The organism is Citrobacter rodentium NBRC 105723 = DSM 16636 (genome assembly GCF_021278985.1).
GTDB lineage: Bacteria > Pseudomonadota > Gammaproteobacteria > Enterobacterales > Enterobacteriaceae > Citrobacter_A > Citrobacter_A rodentium.
In genome coordinates this window covers 1,419,775-1,434,639 of sequence record NZ_CP082833.1, presented here as the reverse complement: position 1 = coordinate 1,434,639, position 14,865 = coordinate 1,419,775, and the positions used below count along the sequence as shown (strand labels likewise).

At 57.3% G+C, this 14,865-nt stretch carries 12 protein-coding genes and 4 tRNA genes; 5 read left to right on the top strand and 11 right to left on the bottom strand.

Annotated features, from left to right (window positions below; genetic code table 11):
• Positions 1-5: 5 nt before the first annotated feature.
• A complete protein-coding gene (gene lptM / locus K7R23_RS06760) occupies positions 6-209 on the bottom strand; it encodes an LPS translocon maturation chaperone LptM (RefSeq protein ID WP_012907921.1) in 204 nt (67 codons plus the stop codon).
• Positions 210-348: 139 nt separating this feature from the next.
• Here lptM and cyaY point away from each other — a divergent pair, with 139 nt between their 5' ends.
• A complete protein-coding gene (gene cyaY, locus K7R23_RS06755) occupies positions 349-669 on the top strand; it encodes an iron donor protein CyaY (RefSeq protein WP_012907922.1) in 321 nt (106 codons plus the stop codon).
• Positions 670-729: 60 nt separating this feature from the next.
• Here the strand turns inward: cyaY and cyaA are convergent, their stop codons facing one another.
• Complete coding sequence (cyaA, locus tag K7R23_RS06750) at positions 730-3,276, bottom strand: class I adenylate cyclase (RefSeq protein WP_012907923.1); 2,547 nt, start codon at positions 3,274-3,276, stop codon at positions 730-732.
• Positions 3,277-3,664: 388 nt separating this feature from the next.
• Here cyaA and hemC point away from each other — a divergent pair, with 388 nt between their 5' ends.
• The 4 genes from hemC to hemY are packed head-to-tail and all read left to right on the top strand — an operon-like array spanning position 3,665 to position 7,760.
• On the top strand, positions 3,665-4,606 hold the full coding sequence (gene hemC / locus K7R23_RS06745; protein WP_012907924.1) for a hydroxymethylbilane synthase: 942 nt from the start codon (positions 3,665-3,667) through the stop codon (positions 4,604-4,606).
• Positions 4,603-5,343, top strand: coding sequence for a uroporphyrinogen-III synthase (hemD, locus tag K7R23_RS06740; RefSeq protein ID WP_012907925.1), 741 nt, complete (start codon positions 4,603-4,605; stop codon positions 5,341-5,343). Before hemC ends, hemD begins: the two co-directional genes overlap by 4 nt.
• A 21-nt stretch (positions 5,344-5,364) precedes the next feature.
• Positions 5,365-6,561, top strand: a complete 1,197-nt coding sequence (gene hemX, locus K7R23_RS06735; RefSeq protein ID WP_012907926.1) for a uroporphyrinogen-III C-methyltransferase — start codon at positions 5,365-5,367, stop codon at positions 6,559-6,561.
• A 2-nt stretch (positions 6,562-6,563) separates the two neighbouring features.
• The gene (gene hemY, locus K7R23_RS06730; protein WP_024132983.1) at positions 6,564-7,760 is read left to right on the top strand and encodes a protoheme IX biogenesis protein HemY; all 1,197 of its coding nucleotides are present in this window, start codon (positions 6,564-6,566) and stop codon (positions 7,758-7,760) included.
• A 561-nt stretch (positions 7,761-8,321) separates the two neighbouring features.
• On the opposite strand, the gene K7R23_RS06725 is transcribed toward hemY, so the two are convergent.
• The 9 genes from K7R23_RS06725 to wzxE all read right to left on the bottom strand — a co-directional run bounded on the left by K7R23_RS06725 (position 8,322) and on the right by wzxE (position 14,864).
• Positions 8,322-8,398: transfer RNA gene (locus K7R23_RS06725), tRNA-Pro, on the bottom strand.
• 42 nt (positions 8,399-8,440) lie between these two features.
• Positions 8,441-8,527: transfer RNA gene (locus tag K7R23_RS06720), tRNA-Leu, on the bottom strand.
• A gap of 19 nt (positions 8,528-8,546) precedes the next feature.
• Positions 8,547-8,622: transfer RNA gene (locus K7R23_RS06715), tRNA-His, on the bottom strand.
• Between the two features lie 56 nt (positions 8,623-8,678).
• Positions 8,679-8,755: transfer RNA gene (locus tag K7R23_RS06710), tRNA-Arg, on the bottom strand.
• 102 nt (positions 8,756-8,857) lie between these two features.
• Positions 8,858-10,243, bottom strand: coding sequence for a bifunctional threonine/serine APC transporter ThrP (gene thrP, locus K7R23_RS06705; protein WP_012907928.1), 1,386 nt, complete (start codon positions 10,241-10,243; stop codon positions 8,858-8,860).
• A 202-nt stretch (positions 10,244-10,445) separates the two neighbouring features.
• Positions 10,446-11,186, bottom strand: coding sequence for a lipopolysaccharide N-acetylmannosaminouronosyltransferase (gene wecG / locus K7R23_RS06700; protein WP_012907929.1), 741 nt, complete (start codon positions 11,184-11,186; stop codon positions 10,446-10,448).
• A gap of 2 nt (positions 11,187-11,188) precedes the next feature.
• Positions 11,189-12,541, bottom strand: a complete 1,353-nt coding sequence (gene wzyE, locus K7R23_RS06695; RefSeq protein WP_012907930.1) for an ECA oligosaccharide polymerase — start codon at positions 12,539-12,541, stop codon at positions 11,189-11,191.
• The gene (locus tag K7R23_RS06690; protein ID WP_012907931.1) at positions 12,538-13,617 is read right to left on the bottom strand and encodes a TDP-N-acetylfucosamine:lipid II N-acetylfucosaminyltransferase; all 1,080 of its coding nucleotides are present in this window, start codon (positions 13,615-13,617) and stop codon (positions 12,538-12,540) included. The genes wzyE and K7R23_RS06690 overlap by 4 nt, the downstream gene beginning before the upstream one ends.
• Complete coding sequence (gene wzxE / locus K7R23_RS06685; protein WP_012907932.1) at positions 13,614-14,864, bottom strand: lipid III flippase WzxE; 1,251 nt, start codon at positions 14,862-14,864, stop codon at positions 13,614-13,616. Before wzxE ends, K7R23_RS06690 begins: the two co-directional genes overlap by 4 nt.
• Position 14,865: the final 1 nt, after the last annotated feature.

The following is a 14,865-nucleotide window of genomic DNA, read 5'->3' as shown; positions in this document are numbered from 1 at the left end:
CACCGTCAGTAGTTCACCTGTGTCGGCCCGTTACCCGTAGCCCGATCGTTCTGGTCGGGTAGCGTTGATTGCGTTTGCGGATCGACCGGCTTCGTCGGCGGCGGTGCGTTTTTATCGGCTGGCGGGAAATAGAGCGGACCTTTTAAGCCGCAGCCCGTCAGGCTGAACAGAGCCAGAAGTACAGCGAGTGCCTGAAACACGTTTTTCATTATGGTTTGCCTGTAAGTTCATGCTTTCTGCTTTCTATCATCGCAGGAGAAGATGTAAAAGCAAGAGTTTGCCCGTAATCTGCAACACGTTTTGTTTCGCGTTATACTGCCGCCATCAACAAAAAAATGGAAAACGACAATGAACGACAGTGAATTTCATCGCCTTGCAGACGCCCTGTGGATGTCCATCGAAGAACGTCTGGACGACCGGGACGGTGACAGCGATATCGACTGCGAAATCAACGGCGGCGTATTGACCCTCAGTTTCGAAAACGGCAGCAAAATTATCATTAACCGTCAGGAGCCGCTGCATCAGGTGTGGCTGGCAACCAAACAGGGCGGCTATCACTTTGATCTGAAAGGCGACGAGTGGGTCTGCGATCGCAGCGGCGAAACCTTCTGGGATCTGCTGGAACAGGCGGCGACGCAGCAGGCGGGCGAGCAGGTCAGCTTCCGTTAGTCTGGTTACGTTCGCCCGGACAGAGGCCCGATAAGGCATAGCCGCCATCGGGCACGATAATTACGAAAAATACTGTTGCAGCAGCGGCGCGTCGTTATCCTGATTGGCAGGCGGAAGGGGGTTGAGGGCCTGCGTGCGGAACGGGATCACCTGCGCGCGCCCGTCGGTTTTCACAATCTGATAGAACTGCGGCAGGTTGAAGTTGATAAAGCTGGAGCCGTAGGTAAAACGGTCATGCGAAGACGAATAGAAGCGGCTGACGTCACGCACCAGATCCTCTTTGCTGCCCTCGCAGTGGTGATACACTTCCGCACGGTTACTCTCGTCCAGAATATAAATGTTAAAGCCCTTCTCATCGCCGCTCTCTTCAAAGAAGAACTGAATAATACCTTCGCTGGCGAAGCCATCCACCACCGGCGGCAGTTTCACCTGATTGGTCTCCACCTGAACGGAAAGACCGTGCAGCTTGTTGTGCGAGATCGCGCCATAAAATTCAATGGCATTTTCCAGTTTCTGCACCGACACGTTCAGACGTTCAAAGAACAGTCCCCAGGTCTGGCCGGAGACTCGCAGCGCCTTAAAGCGTCCCGTCTCCTGGCGCGTACTGGAGAGACGCAGCTCGATGCATTCGGAAACCAGCTGCTGTACGCGGGTGCGAATCAGACCGCGCAGATGCTGGCTGTAGCAGAACACCTCCACGCTGTCCGGCGGCGCAGCGTCCTGGTGCATCTTGCCGAGAATGGTTTTCAGCGCTTCAATCATCGCCTGTTCGCCGTTGAAGTGCAGCGTACGCACCTCGTTCCACGAGTTGCGGTACAGCAGGTCAATGCTGCCCACCAGGCAGTTTTGCTCTTCGCCGAAGCTGAACACGTTCAGCTTACGGAAATCGAAATGCACCACCTGATTGCGGAACGCCACCGTCGGGTCATATTCGAGGTTGACGATAATCGCCAGATGGCGAATTTCACACGGGCTGTAGAGCGCTTTCGGCGTTGGCGCAGGCAGGCGCAGCGGGAAGTGGTGCGAAACGTCAGCGACCATCTCCTGTAGCTTCGGCAAATCGACAATGCCGTTGCCCTTGATAAACAGATGCGTCCGCGAGGTCAGTAGACCGTTAAACCACGCCCAGGCCACCAGCTTGTTCAGATAGCGGTTATATTCCAGCGGCTGATGGCTGATGATCGAATCCATGTTCGGCGCGCGATTGTACAGATACCAGCCAGAACGGTTGGCGCGGCCCGGCGGCACATGGATAAAGGTTAAATTCGGTTCGGAGAGGTCGGGGGAAATCTGCGGGTTCACCAGCGTCACTTTCCCCGGCAGAGCTTCAAACGCGGCGTACAGCTTACGGGTGAGCACGCCAATATCCTGCGGGCTGGCGCTGACGCTGAGGTTGTTGCGTCGCGCGAAGCGGATCAGGTTGCGGTAGCTTTGCATCATGGCGTCAAGCAGTTCATTGTGCGCTTCGCGTACCTGATCGATCTTCCAGTTCGCCCGGTTATCGAGCATTGCCAGGCGGGCGTCGTCCCATCCCCATTCGTTGACCAGCTGGCTTAACACTTCACGACGCCAGCCCACGCAGGCGCGCTCGCGGCTCAGTTTCTCGCACACTTTCAGATAGAAACATCGACGCACCAGATCCAGACGCGTCGGATCTTCAATCGCCGTGAGGTATTCGGTGACGCGCTCCAGCATCATGCAGTACGGATCGAGACCAAACGACACGATCTCGCCGTCATGCAGGCGCTGTTTAATGTCTTTCGCCAGCAGGCGCGGATTAGGATATTCCCAGGAGTAAGCTTCCAGCAGCAGCGTTTTCAGCACCGCTTTATACGGGGAGTCGATACTTTTATACAGCTGCCAGAGGCTGGCGCCAAAGTACTCTTCGGCGGAGAGCGAGCTTAAGCCGCCCAGATCGAGCCACTCGTTCGGCGTGAGCACGCCCTGCGCGTACAGCGACATGACGTAGTCGTCATAGTGCTCTTCTTCATCGCCCGGCACCATATTCCACAGAATACGTTTACCGGCGAGGCGCACCGCGGTGCGGTAGAATTCATCAAGCAGCAGGATGTGCTGCGTGGAGCCACAGTCCTCACCACCCAGACTGCCGCTTTCATTATGGCGGAAACGGTTTTCGTCGATCAGGAAGAAACTCACTTCCACGCCCAGCGAGGCGGCCCAGCTTTCCAGCAGGCTGCATTTTCGCTGCAGCAACTGACGTTCTTCGCTGTCGAGCCACGACTGGTGGCACACCCAGATATCCAGGTCGGACGAGCAGCTCTGGCCGACCGAAGAGGTACTGCCCATCGAGTACACGCCGGTGATCGGCAGCTCGCCTTTCGGCGGGTCCTGCGGCGTAAGCCCGCGGTGCAGCTCGAGTTCATTCAGGTAGTGGCGTTGGGTTTCATCAGGCGTGTAGAAGCAAATGCCTCTGGGAACGTTACCATCAAGGTATCCCGGCATCAGCGGATGGTGGTAATGCAATAATGTCGGCAGAAGACTGTATACCTGCTGGAAGGCAGGTCCCATGGCAGCAAGCGCGCGATCGACACGCAGTTGGTTTATGGCATCCAGTCTCTGTTTCAGAGTCTCAATATAGAGGTACAAGACGTATCGCCTGATGTTGCTACCCGTCATGTTGTTGATTGCCGCAGCGCTGACGCCGTTGAACAACCTTCACCATTCGGGATAAACCGTATGTCAAAAAAACCGTTACCCTTCTCGCCGGTGATTTTGTGCTGACCGACGAAAAAATGGTCTAAAACGTGATCAATTTAACACCTTGCTCATTGACCGTAAAGAAAGATGCACTACTTACAAGTGTAGCATCAATCCCTGCGCGTAAATTCTGGAATACATCCGGGCGGCATACCGTCAGGGTTTACTGCCAACAGTCGCGCAGCGTCCTGGCCTATACTTACCTTTAACCGTAAAACTGACATCCCGGTTATAAGGATGTTAGGATGAACCACGGACGATAATGACGGTAACAAGCATGTTAGACAATGTTTTAAGAATTGCCACACGCCAAAGCCCCCTTGCGCTCTGGCAGGCACATTATGTCAAAGACGCGCTGATGGCAAATCATCCGGGCCTGGTCGTGGAACTGGTGCCGATGGTAACGCGGGGCGACGTCATTCTTGATACCCCTCTGGCGAAGGTGGGCGGCAAAGGCCTGTTCGTCAAAGAGCTGGAAGTCGCGCTGCTGGAAAAACGCGCCGATATCGCGGTGCACTCAATGAAAGATGTGCCGGTAGAATTTCCGGCCGGTCTGGGACTGGTCACTATCTGCGAGCGCGAAGATCCGCGCGACGCCTTTGTCTCGAATAACTATCCCTCGCTTGATGCGTTGCCTGCGGGCAGCATCGTCGGCACCTCCAGCTTACGCCGCCAGTGCCAGCTGGCCGAGCGTCGTCCGGATCTCATTATCCGCTCGCTGCGCGGCAACGTCGGCACGCGCCTGAGCAAGCTGGATAATGGCGAGTATGATGCGATTATCCTCGCCGTCGCCGGCTTAAAACGCCTGGGGCTGGAATCGCGCATTCGCGCCGCGCTGCCGCCGGAAGTTTCGCTGCCTGCCGTAGGCCAGGGCGCGGTCGGCATTGAATGCCGCCTCGACGACAGGCGCACTCAGGCGCTGCTGGCGCCGCTGAATGATGAAATCACCGCCCTGCGGGTGAAAGCCGAGCGGGCGATGAACACCCGTCTGGAAGGCGGTTGTCAGGTGCCGATTGGCAGCTACGCGGAAATGATCGACGGTGAACTCTGGCTACGCGCGCTGGTTGGCGCGCCGGACGGTTCGCTGATGGTGCGCGGCGAACGTCGCGGTTCACCGGAGCAGGCGGAACAGATGGGCATCTCGCTCGCCGAAGAGCTACTGGACAACGGCGCCCGCGCAATTCTGACCGAGGTCTATAACGGAGAGTCCCCCGCATGAGCATCCTGGTCACCCGCCCGTCTCCCGCAGGGGAAGCATTAGTGAGCCGTCTGCGCACACTGGGGCTGGAGGCCTGGAGTTTTCCGCTCATTGAATTTACGCCGGGCCGCGATCTGCCGCTGCTGGGCGATGCGCTGGCGGCGCTTACCGATAACGATCTGCTGTTTGCGCTGTCGCAGCATGCCGTCTCGTTTGCCCATGCTCAGCTGGAACGACAAGGCGGAAAATGGCCCGCCGCTCCGCGCTATTTCGCCATTGGCCGCACTACCGCGCTGGCGCTGCATACCGTTAGCGGCCACGATATTCGCTATCCTCAGGATCGGGAAATCAGCGAAGTCTTGCTACAATTACCTGAATTACAAAATATTGCGGGTAAACGCGCGCTGATTTTACGCGGTAACGGCGGTCGGGAACTGCTGGGGGAAACCCTGACGGCGCGCGGTGCCGACGTCGCTTTCTGTGAATGCTATCAGCGCAGCGCGAAGCATTATGATGGCGCGGAAGAGGCGATGCGCTGGCAGGCGCGCGGGGTGACGACGGTGGTTGTCACCAGCGGCGAAATGCTGCAACAGCTCGCCGCGCTGATCCCGCAGTGGTATCGCGAAAACTGGTTACTCCGCTGTCGGCTTCTTGTCGTCAGCGAGCGTCTGGCGCACCTCGCCCGGGAACTGGGCTGGCAAGATATTCAGGTCGCCGATAACGCCGACAACGATGCGCTACTGCGCGCATTACAATAACTCTCATAATGGGAAGCCATAATGACGGAACAAGAAAAATCCTCCGCCGTGGTTGAAGAAACCAGGGAGGCCGTGGATACCACGCCACAGCCAGTTACTGCTGAAAAAAAGAGTAAAAACAGCGCCGCGCTGGTTCTGAGCGCAGTGGCCATCGCCATTGCATTGGCGGCGGGTGTTGGACTTTATGGCTGGGGGAAGCAACAGGCAACCACGCAAACCGCGGCAAACGATGCGCTGGTTAACCAACTGACCGCACTGCAAAAAGCGCAGGAAAGCCAGAAAAGCGAGCTGGAAGGCATTATCAAACAGCAGGCCGACCAGCTTGAGCAGGCTAACCGCCAGCGGGCTGAACTGGCGAAACAGCTGGACGAAGTACAGCAGAAAGTGGCGACCATTTCCGGCAGCGACGCGAAAACCTGGCTGCTGGCGCAGGCCGACTTCCTGGTCAAGCTGGCCGGGCGTAAGCTGTGGAGCGATCAAGACGTCACCACCGCGGCGGCATTGCTGAAAAGCGCCGACGCCAGCCTGGCGGACATGAACGATCCGAGCCTGATTACCGCGCGCCGGGCAATTACCGACGATATCGCCAGCCTCTCCGCTGTCGCCCAGGTCGACTATGACGGCATTATCCTTAAAGTGAATCAGCTGTCGAACCAGATCGACAATCTGCGCCTGGCGGATAACGACAGCGACGGTTCGCCGATGGATGCCGACAGCCCAGAGCTTTCCAGTTCGATTCGCGAATGGCGCATCAATCTGCAAAAGAGCTGGCAGAACTTTATGGACAGCTTTATCACCATTCGCCACCGTGATGACACCGCGGTGCCGCTGCTGGCGCCGAATCAGGACATCTATCTGCGGGAAAATATTCGTTCCCGTCTGTTAGTCGCTGCGCAGGCCGTGCCGCGCCATCAGGAAGAGACGTACCGCCAGGCGCTGGATAATGTCTCCACCTGGGTGCGCGCCTATTACGATACCGAAGACGCCGCCACCAAAGCGTTCCTTGAAGAAGTGGATAAGCTGAGCCAGCAGAACATTACGATGGACGTGCCGGAAATGCTGCAAAGCCAGGCCATTCTTGAAAAACTGATGCAGACCCGCGTGCGTAATCTGCTGGCGCAACCCGCAGCGACGCCGTCTGCACCTGCACCTGCACCTGCACCTGCACCTGCCGCACCGCAGGCTGATGCCCCGGCAGCCGCGCCGCAAGGAGAATAATGATGCTGAAAGTATTATTGCTCTTTGTGCTGCTGATTGCCGGGATTGTCGTCGGTCCGATGATTGCCGGGCATCAGGGCTACGTGCTGATCCAGACCGACACCTACAATATCGAAACCAGCGTCACCGGACTGGTCATCATCCTGATCCTCGCGATGGTGGTGCTGTTTGCCATTGAGTGGCTGCTGCGGCGAATCTTCCGCACCGGCGCGCACACCCGCGGCTGGTTTGTTGGCCGTAAGCGCCGTCGCGCGCGTAAGCAGACCGAACAGGCGCTGCTGAAGCTGGCGGAAGGCGACTATCAGCAGGTTGAAAAACTGATGGCGAAAAACGCCGATCACGCGGAGCAGCCGGTGGTGAACTATCTGCTGGCGGCGGAAGCGGCGCAGCAGCGCGGCGATGAGGCGCGCGCCAATCAGCATCTGGAACGCGCGGCGGAACTGGCCGATAACGACACCATCCCGGTGGAAATTACGCGCGTTCGTCTGCAGCTGGCGCGTAATGAGAACCATGCGGCGCGTCACGGCATCGACAGGCTGCTGGAAGTGACGCCGCGTCATCCGGAAGTGCTGCGTCTGGCGGAACAGGCTTATATCCGCACCGGCGCCTGGAGTTCGCTGCTGGATATTATCCCGTCCATGGCGAAGGCTAACGTCGGTGATGAAGAGCATCGCGACGCGCTGGAACAGCAGGCGTGGATTGGTTTAATGGATCAGGCGCGGGCCGATCGCGGAAACGAAGGTTTGCGCGAATGGTGGAAAAATCAGAGCCGTAAAACCCGCCATCAGGTTGCCCTGCAGGTAGCGATGGCTGAACACCTGATTGAGTGCGACGATCACGACATGGCGCAGCAGATTATTATCGACGGACTGAAACGTCAGTATGACGATCGTCTGCTGCTGCCGATTCCGCGTCTGAAAACCAATAATCCGCAGCAGCTGGAAAAAGTGCTGCGCCAGCAGATTAAGTCCGTCGGCGATCGACCGCTGCTGTGGAGCACCCTCGGCCAGTCGCTGATGAAACACGGAGAGTGGCAGGAAGCGACCATCGCCTTCCGCGCCGCGCTGAAGCAGCGCCCGGACGCCTATGACTACGCCTGGCTTGCCGACGCGCTGGATCGCCTGCACCAGCCGGAAGAAGCGGCCACCATGCGCCGTGACGGTCTGATGCTGACGTTGCAGAATAATCCCCCGCAGTAATCCCCTCTGCCCGGTAGCGACGACGCTAACCGGGCCTGCAATACCCTAAAAATGCATAAAAAAACGCCTGCCCGGTAAGGGGCAGGCGTCAAAACAGGTCTGTATGACAACATAAATGGGTGCTTCACTCAACGTTATGTCCATGGTGTCTGATGAGGCCGAAGCGACATCTGTCAGTGGACGATAAGCACCGTAAACGGCTCTGCATCATTCCTGAGTTTATGAGGCACTATGGCGAGCATAAGAGATGGAATGAGCATCTACAGGTCTATTATTGCACATAGCGTGCCAGAGATGCACTGCCAAAAATAAGGATTCAGACTTTTTACCGCGCCAGCGCTGGCGCGGTTCAGGGCGAAGGATTTTGTTTTATCCCTCACAGGCTAAACGCAGGTTGTCGCCAGTCGGAGACAGCTATCAGCGAGGAAAGGAAACTGACTTAGTTTCAGTAAGTTATCCGTCACCAGATGGCGACAGCAGAGGGGGGAGTTTGTCGCCTGCGGGCGACTGCGCGGGAGAGTCGCAGAAAACAAAAAACCCCGCCGAAGCGGGGTTCAAAATTGGTCGGCGAGAGAGGATTCGAACCTCCGACCCACTGGTCCCAAACCAGTTGCGCTACCAAGCTGCGCTACTCGCCGATGTACTGCTTTTTTGAATTTTTAGTTCAATTCATTAAGTCGTGGTGCGAGGGGGGGGACTTGAACCCCCACGTCCGTAAGGACACTAACACCTGAAGCTAGCGCGTCTACCAATTCCGCCACCTTCGCATTTCACAACTTTTAATAATGGGGTGGCTAATGGGATTCGAACCCACGACAACTGGAATCACAATCCAGGGCTCTACCAACTGAGCTATAGCCACCACTGCAAATCTGTATTACGCGGTATCAAACCACCGCAGCTCCAGCACCGGGTGAATGGTGCGCCCGACAGGATTCGAACCTGAGACCTCTGCCTCCGGAGGGCAGCGCTCTATCCAGCTGAGCTACGGGCGCTTAGCGCCGTTGCGGGGGTGGATAATACGGACTTCACTCCCCGCTGTCCAGTGCCTTTTTAAATAAAATGCGCGTTTGGTTACGCTTTGCGCGTTTTGTCGCTTATTCCCCCGTTCCGCGGGTGATACCGTGACGGTTGAGGCCAAAAACCTTGTAAATAAGCGTCACGCCAAGCAAAAAGAGGATACCGACAAACAGCGACAGTCGGGTATCTTCATTTATGTACATGCCGATCAGCACGCAGATCAGGAAGGCCATCGTCAGCCAGTTCGCCCACGGAAACAGCACAGAGCGGAACGGATGGCTGGCGATCGTCTCTTTGTGCGTGCGACGAAAACGCAGCTGGCTAATCAGAATCACAAACCACGGCACCATACCCGGCAGCACGCTGGCGCTGTAGACATAGACAAAGACGCGCTGCGGATTGGGAATGATGTAGTTCAGGCAGGAGCCGATTAGCAGAATCAGGATCGACAGCGCCACCCCCGCCACCGGAACGCCGTGACGCGACACCTTCGCCATTGCCGTCGGCAGTTGGCGGTTCTTCGCCAGCGCGTAGAGCATTCGCCCGCAGCTGTACATCCCGCTGTTGCAGCCGGACAGCGCCGCCGTCAGCACCACAAAGTTGATAATCCCCGCGGCGGCGGTAATGCCGATTTTGGCAAAGGTCAGCACGAACGGGCTGCCGCTGCTGCCAATTTCATTCCACGGGAAAATAGTGACGATAACGAAAATCGCCCCGACGTAGAAAATCAGGATGCGCCACAGCACTTTGCCGACCGCGCTACGCAGAGTGACCTGCGGATTTTTCGCCTCACCGGCGGTGATGCCGATCAGCTCCACCCCCTGATAGGAGGCGACCACAATACATAACGCGGTGAGAAAGCCTTTCCAGCCGCCGGCGAAAAAGCCGCCGTGTTCGGTCAGATTGCCAAAGCCGATCGCCTGACCGCCGTTGCCAAAGCCGAAGAAAATTACCCCCAGCCCGATGACAATCATCACGATAATGGTGGTGACTTTAATCATCGCAAACCAGAATTCGATTTCGCCATACAGACGCACGGCAGCCAGGTTCGCCAGCGCCACCAGCCCGACGGCGATAAGCGCCGGTATCCACTGCGCCATCTCCGGAAACCAGAACTGAACGTAAACGCCAATGGCGGTAATTTCCGAGATCCCGACCGCCATCCACATAAACCAGTACGACCAGGCGGTAAGATAGCCAAAAAACGGGCTCATGTAGCGGTGCGCGTAAACGGCGAACGATCCGGTGACCGGCTCCAGAAACAGCATCTCGCCCATAGAGCGCATAATGAAAAAGACGAACAGGCCGGCGATGATGTACGCCAGTAAGACCGACGGCCCCGCCCACTTCAGGGTACTGGCCGCGCCCATAAACAGCCCGACGCCAATGGTGCCCCCAAGGGCAATCAATTCGATGTGACGAGCCTCCAGCCCACGCTGTAGCTCAGGTTTATTCTCTGCCATACGTCCTCTTGTCGTGTTTGCTTACTGTCCGGCTTTGCCGGTTATTGTTATGGGTACATCGATGGGGGCGCATGGTTTCGCAAATTTGCTGAAATGGCAAATGAAGCATTAAAAAAATGCATGTTTTGGGTAATAAACAAACGATTCATAGCGTGACGGACGGCGTATTTAGCTCAATACGCTGTCCGTTGATAAGAGAGAGTCAGAGATCGCCGGTATAGTGCCAGCGCAGATAGCGCAGTAAACGAAGCTGACGCGTGATGCGGCTCGGCTGCGAAAGCAGGCGATAAAGCCACTCCAGCCCCAAGTTTTGCCACATCTTCGGCGCGCGCTTCACATGACCGGTAAACACATCGTAGGTCCCGCCCACGCCCATATACAGCGCCTGCGGATGCACCTGACGGCAGTCGCGCATAAAGATTTCCTGTTTCGGCGATCCCATCGCCACGGTGACAAACTGCGCACCGCTGGCCTGAATACGCGCAAACAGCGCCTGCTGCTGTTCCGCTTTGAAATAACCATCCTGGCTGCCGACAATATTGACGTTCCACTGCGCGCGCAGTTTCGCTTCGGTTTGCGCCAGCACGTCGGGTTTACCGCCGACAAGAAACACCGGCGTTCCCTGCTGCCCTGCCCGCGCCATCAGCGCTTCCCAGAGATCGGCCCCCGCCACTCGCGACACCTGCGCCCGGGGAAACTTTTTCCGTACTGAACGCACGACGCTGATGCCGTCGGCGTATTTGAATTCTGCCGCCTCAATCAGCGCTCTGACCTGCGGATTATCTTCCGCCGTCAGCACCTTTTCCGCGTTAATTGCCACCAGCGTACCCTGTCTGAGCTGGCCGTCGGCATAGAGGTAATCCAGCGCGTGCCGCATGTCACGCCAGCCAATCAGCTGTAGCCCGCGCAGCGCATACATCGGCGCCGTTGTATTATCAGTCATCACTATCCTTCAACCTGTTTGCCTGGCAGTGTTTTTATGCGTTTATGGATCAGCCCGGCGCTGGCAAACAGCCAGAACAGCAGTTTTGCCATCAGCAGACAGGCGCCAAAAACCACAAGGAAAAAAACCACGCGCGATACAAACGAGTCCAGCCCTTCCCGGGCCAGCACGATCATATTGAATATCGCGCCGAAGCAGAAACTATGCAAAATCGCCGCCTTGTAGCGGTTAGTTTCCCGGTTTCCCAGCTCATACAGCCAGTCGAACCATTTGATGATCAGTCCCACCACGAGCGCGCCCAGCGGAATAAACGGCGCACCGCCCATCACCACCAGCGATCCGATCAGCGTCGGCGAAATCGCCAGCCCGGAGTGGTTGTTCAGCACTTCCCAGGTAAAGTAGTTCGCCGCGTTCAGCACCATCGTCGGACGCCCCGGCCACAGCCAGGAAGGGATAAACACATAAAAGTCGCGAACGATCGGCGCCAGCCCCTGAAACGCGATCTTGTCGTAATTTTGCAGCAGTAGCGCCAGATTTTCCCACGGTGAAAAGGTATCGCGGGTCAGATAGAGGAAGGTATAGAACGCCTCATCGCCACTGACGTTCAGCCCGTAGCGTTTTAGCGCCAGCCAGAACATGCCGACAATGCCCAGCACGCCCGCAGCCGCCAGCATCCACAGCGAGATCCAGCCGCGGATAATGCCGATAAACAGGAAAATAGCGAAGGCGATGATGATATTGGCGCGCGTGCCGCCGACAATCATATAGGTCAGCAGACCAAACGCCACGGTGCTGACGAGGAAAAACAGCCAGGCTTTGCTGTCCTGACGCAGAAAATAGACCACCAGCATCGCCGGAATAAAAAAGTAGAAGAAGCGCTTTAACGCCACGCCGGAGACTTCGCTGGAGAAAATCTGGCTGTAAGAGTGCAGGCGAAACAGCAGAAAACCATTGTGCATGAAGAAGATACCGACGCTGACCAGCGCGATGCCCATCAGCACCACCCAGGTCAGTTGGGTCTCCACGCGGTTCATGGTAAACAGCGGTTTGCGTGGGGCATCGCTTACCCGTTTGCGTAAGCGGGTCTTATAAGTGACGTAATAGACCGCGTAGAAACAGGCGGCGGAGAGCAGCGCCTGTAGCAAAATTTCCGGCGGCGCGACGCCGACGTCAAAGCGGAACACCAGCACGCTGGTCAGCGGAAAACCAAAAAAGAAGGTCAGCAAAAACAGCAGTGAGAAAAAGACGTTGAAGTTAAAGCGCACACGGCGAAACTCGAACCACGTTAAGGTGGCGATAAACAGCGTCGCGAGTAGCCAGACGGCAAACAGACCGCTGAACTGCATCAGGCTCATACGGCCTCCCCTGCGGCAATTCTGATGGCGCGAAGCCAGGGTTGCTGGTAGTTCGGGCTGAAGAAGGTAATCGCGCTCTTGTCTACCGACGCCAGCTGGCGCTGGGCTTCACGCACCACCTGTTCGTTCAGCGCATCGCTGGTAAACAGCACCGGTAGCTGCTGCTCCACCATATCCTGCCAGAACGGGTTCTCGCGGTTCAGCACGCACGGCACTCCGGCCTGGATCAGCAGACACAGCGTACCAATCCCCTGCTGACGGGCAAAAATAAAGTAGCCGAGATCGCACTGGCGAAGCAGCGCCAGATAGGCGTCAAATTCCAGCTTTTCTTCAAGTATTTGCAGATTTTCGCCGCTGAACAGCGCCAGACCGACCTGTTTCACCTCGGCGATATAGGCCGCGTTATTTGCCGGATAGCCCATTGGCACAATCACATTCACCGTATCGCCAAACTGCTGATGTACCGCTTCCAGCGCGGCAACATGTTCGTTGCTGCGATCGCCGGAGTTCCCCACCAGGATGGTCATTTTTCCGCTGCGCTGGCGATCGTTCACCATATTATTCAGCGCCGGGTCCATGCGCGTCGGGAAATAGAGTAGCTCCCCAGGCACGCGCGGATGCTGTCCGGCAAAGTAGCTTAGATCGCCACGGGTGGCGAACACGCAGCCCACGCGGTTCTGCGCCAGTCGGCGAATCGGGTAGAACAGTTTGAATTTCAGGCCGCTGGAGACTTCATACAGATCCGCTCCCCAGATATGCCAGTAAAACTGAGCGGGCTTAATGCCGCCGCTGAGCAACGCCAGCCACAGCGCGGTATTGAACTGGCCGTGAAAGAAGAAGCGCTGCTGGCGGTTCGCTTTGGCTTTGGCGATAACCGCCTCAGCCAGCGATTTTTTACCTTTGTAGAACGAGATGGCGAGCGCCGGACAGCTTGCGCTCAGCCCGGCGTCTTCTCCGGCCACCATAAATACGCGGGCATGCTCGCTGGTCTGCGCCAGCGCGTCGTTAAAAAACCGCAGCACGGTTTGATTATGGTGAGGGATATCCGATCCCAGTACGTGAATCAGTACAGTCATGCCCGCCTACGCCAGAGTAAAAATACGCCACAACACAGTGAAAAATAGACGACATAGGTTGCCATGTACGCCTGCGCCGCGCCCAGCGCGCCGTGCGCGGGGATCAACCCGTGCGCAAATGCCGTCAGTAAAATGAACTGGCTGACCTCAGCCAGTATGTAAAACCGCAGCGACGCTTTCGCGATCACCAGATAACCGAACACATAGGCGCCGACTTTCAGCACATCACCCACTAACTGCCAGGCAAACAGATCGCGCATGGCGGTAAATTTATCAGAGAAAAGCAGCCAGATGGCGACATCGCGCAGCAGCCAGACGGTAAAACTCGCCGCCGCCACCGCGGGCAGCACAAACTTCAGCGATTTCACCACCTCCCGCGTGATATCGCCTTTCTCCGTCAGGCGCGACAACGTCGGCAGCAGCCAGACGCTGAACGAGGCGGTAATAAATTGCAGGTAAGCATCGGAGATACTGCTTACCCCCTGCCAGATGCCCACTTCATCCCAGCTGTAGTGCGCCGCCAGCAGGTTTCGCATCATCACGTAGGCCACCGGCAGCGTCACGGAGGTGATCAGCGCCATCAGGGTAAATTTGCTGAGCTGGCCCGCCAGTCCATTATCCCAGGAGGGTTTCAGATAGCCCAGCGGGATCGTCCCCCGCTTCATCAGCATCGCCGCTGCGGGAATGACCACCAGCGCAGGCACCAGCGCCAGGCCGAGCAGCGCGCCTTCATAACCGCCCACCCGGTAACAGCCGTAGTAGGCGACGACGCCCACCAGACTGCCGATAATTAACGACAGCGCGTTTCCGGCGGCGTCGCGAAAGCCCTTCATCAGCGCCAGCAGCAGGTTCGCCCATGCGATGCCCATCTGCACCAGCGCCACCAGGCGCACCAGCCCCTGATACTGCGTGTGGCCGAATAAGCCCTGGCTAATCGGCGCTGCCGCCAGCAGGAACGCCAGCGCCAGCAGCGTGGAGAATCCCAGCACCATCGCTGAAGCGGTGCCGACGACGTTGCGCAGCTGTTGCGGGTTATCGTGGGTCTGCGCGACGTATTTAGTGACGCCGTTAAAAATCCCGGCCCCCGCCAGCACGCCGAGCACGGTCACCATCTGGCGGAAGTTTCCCGCCTGCCCGACGCCCGCCGGACCGAATGACACCGCCAGCAGTTTAACCACCAGTAAACCCGCGCCAATTTTGACCAGCGTGCTGGCCGCCGTCCACAGGGACGCTTTCGCAAGCGACATA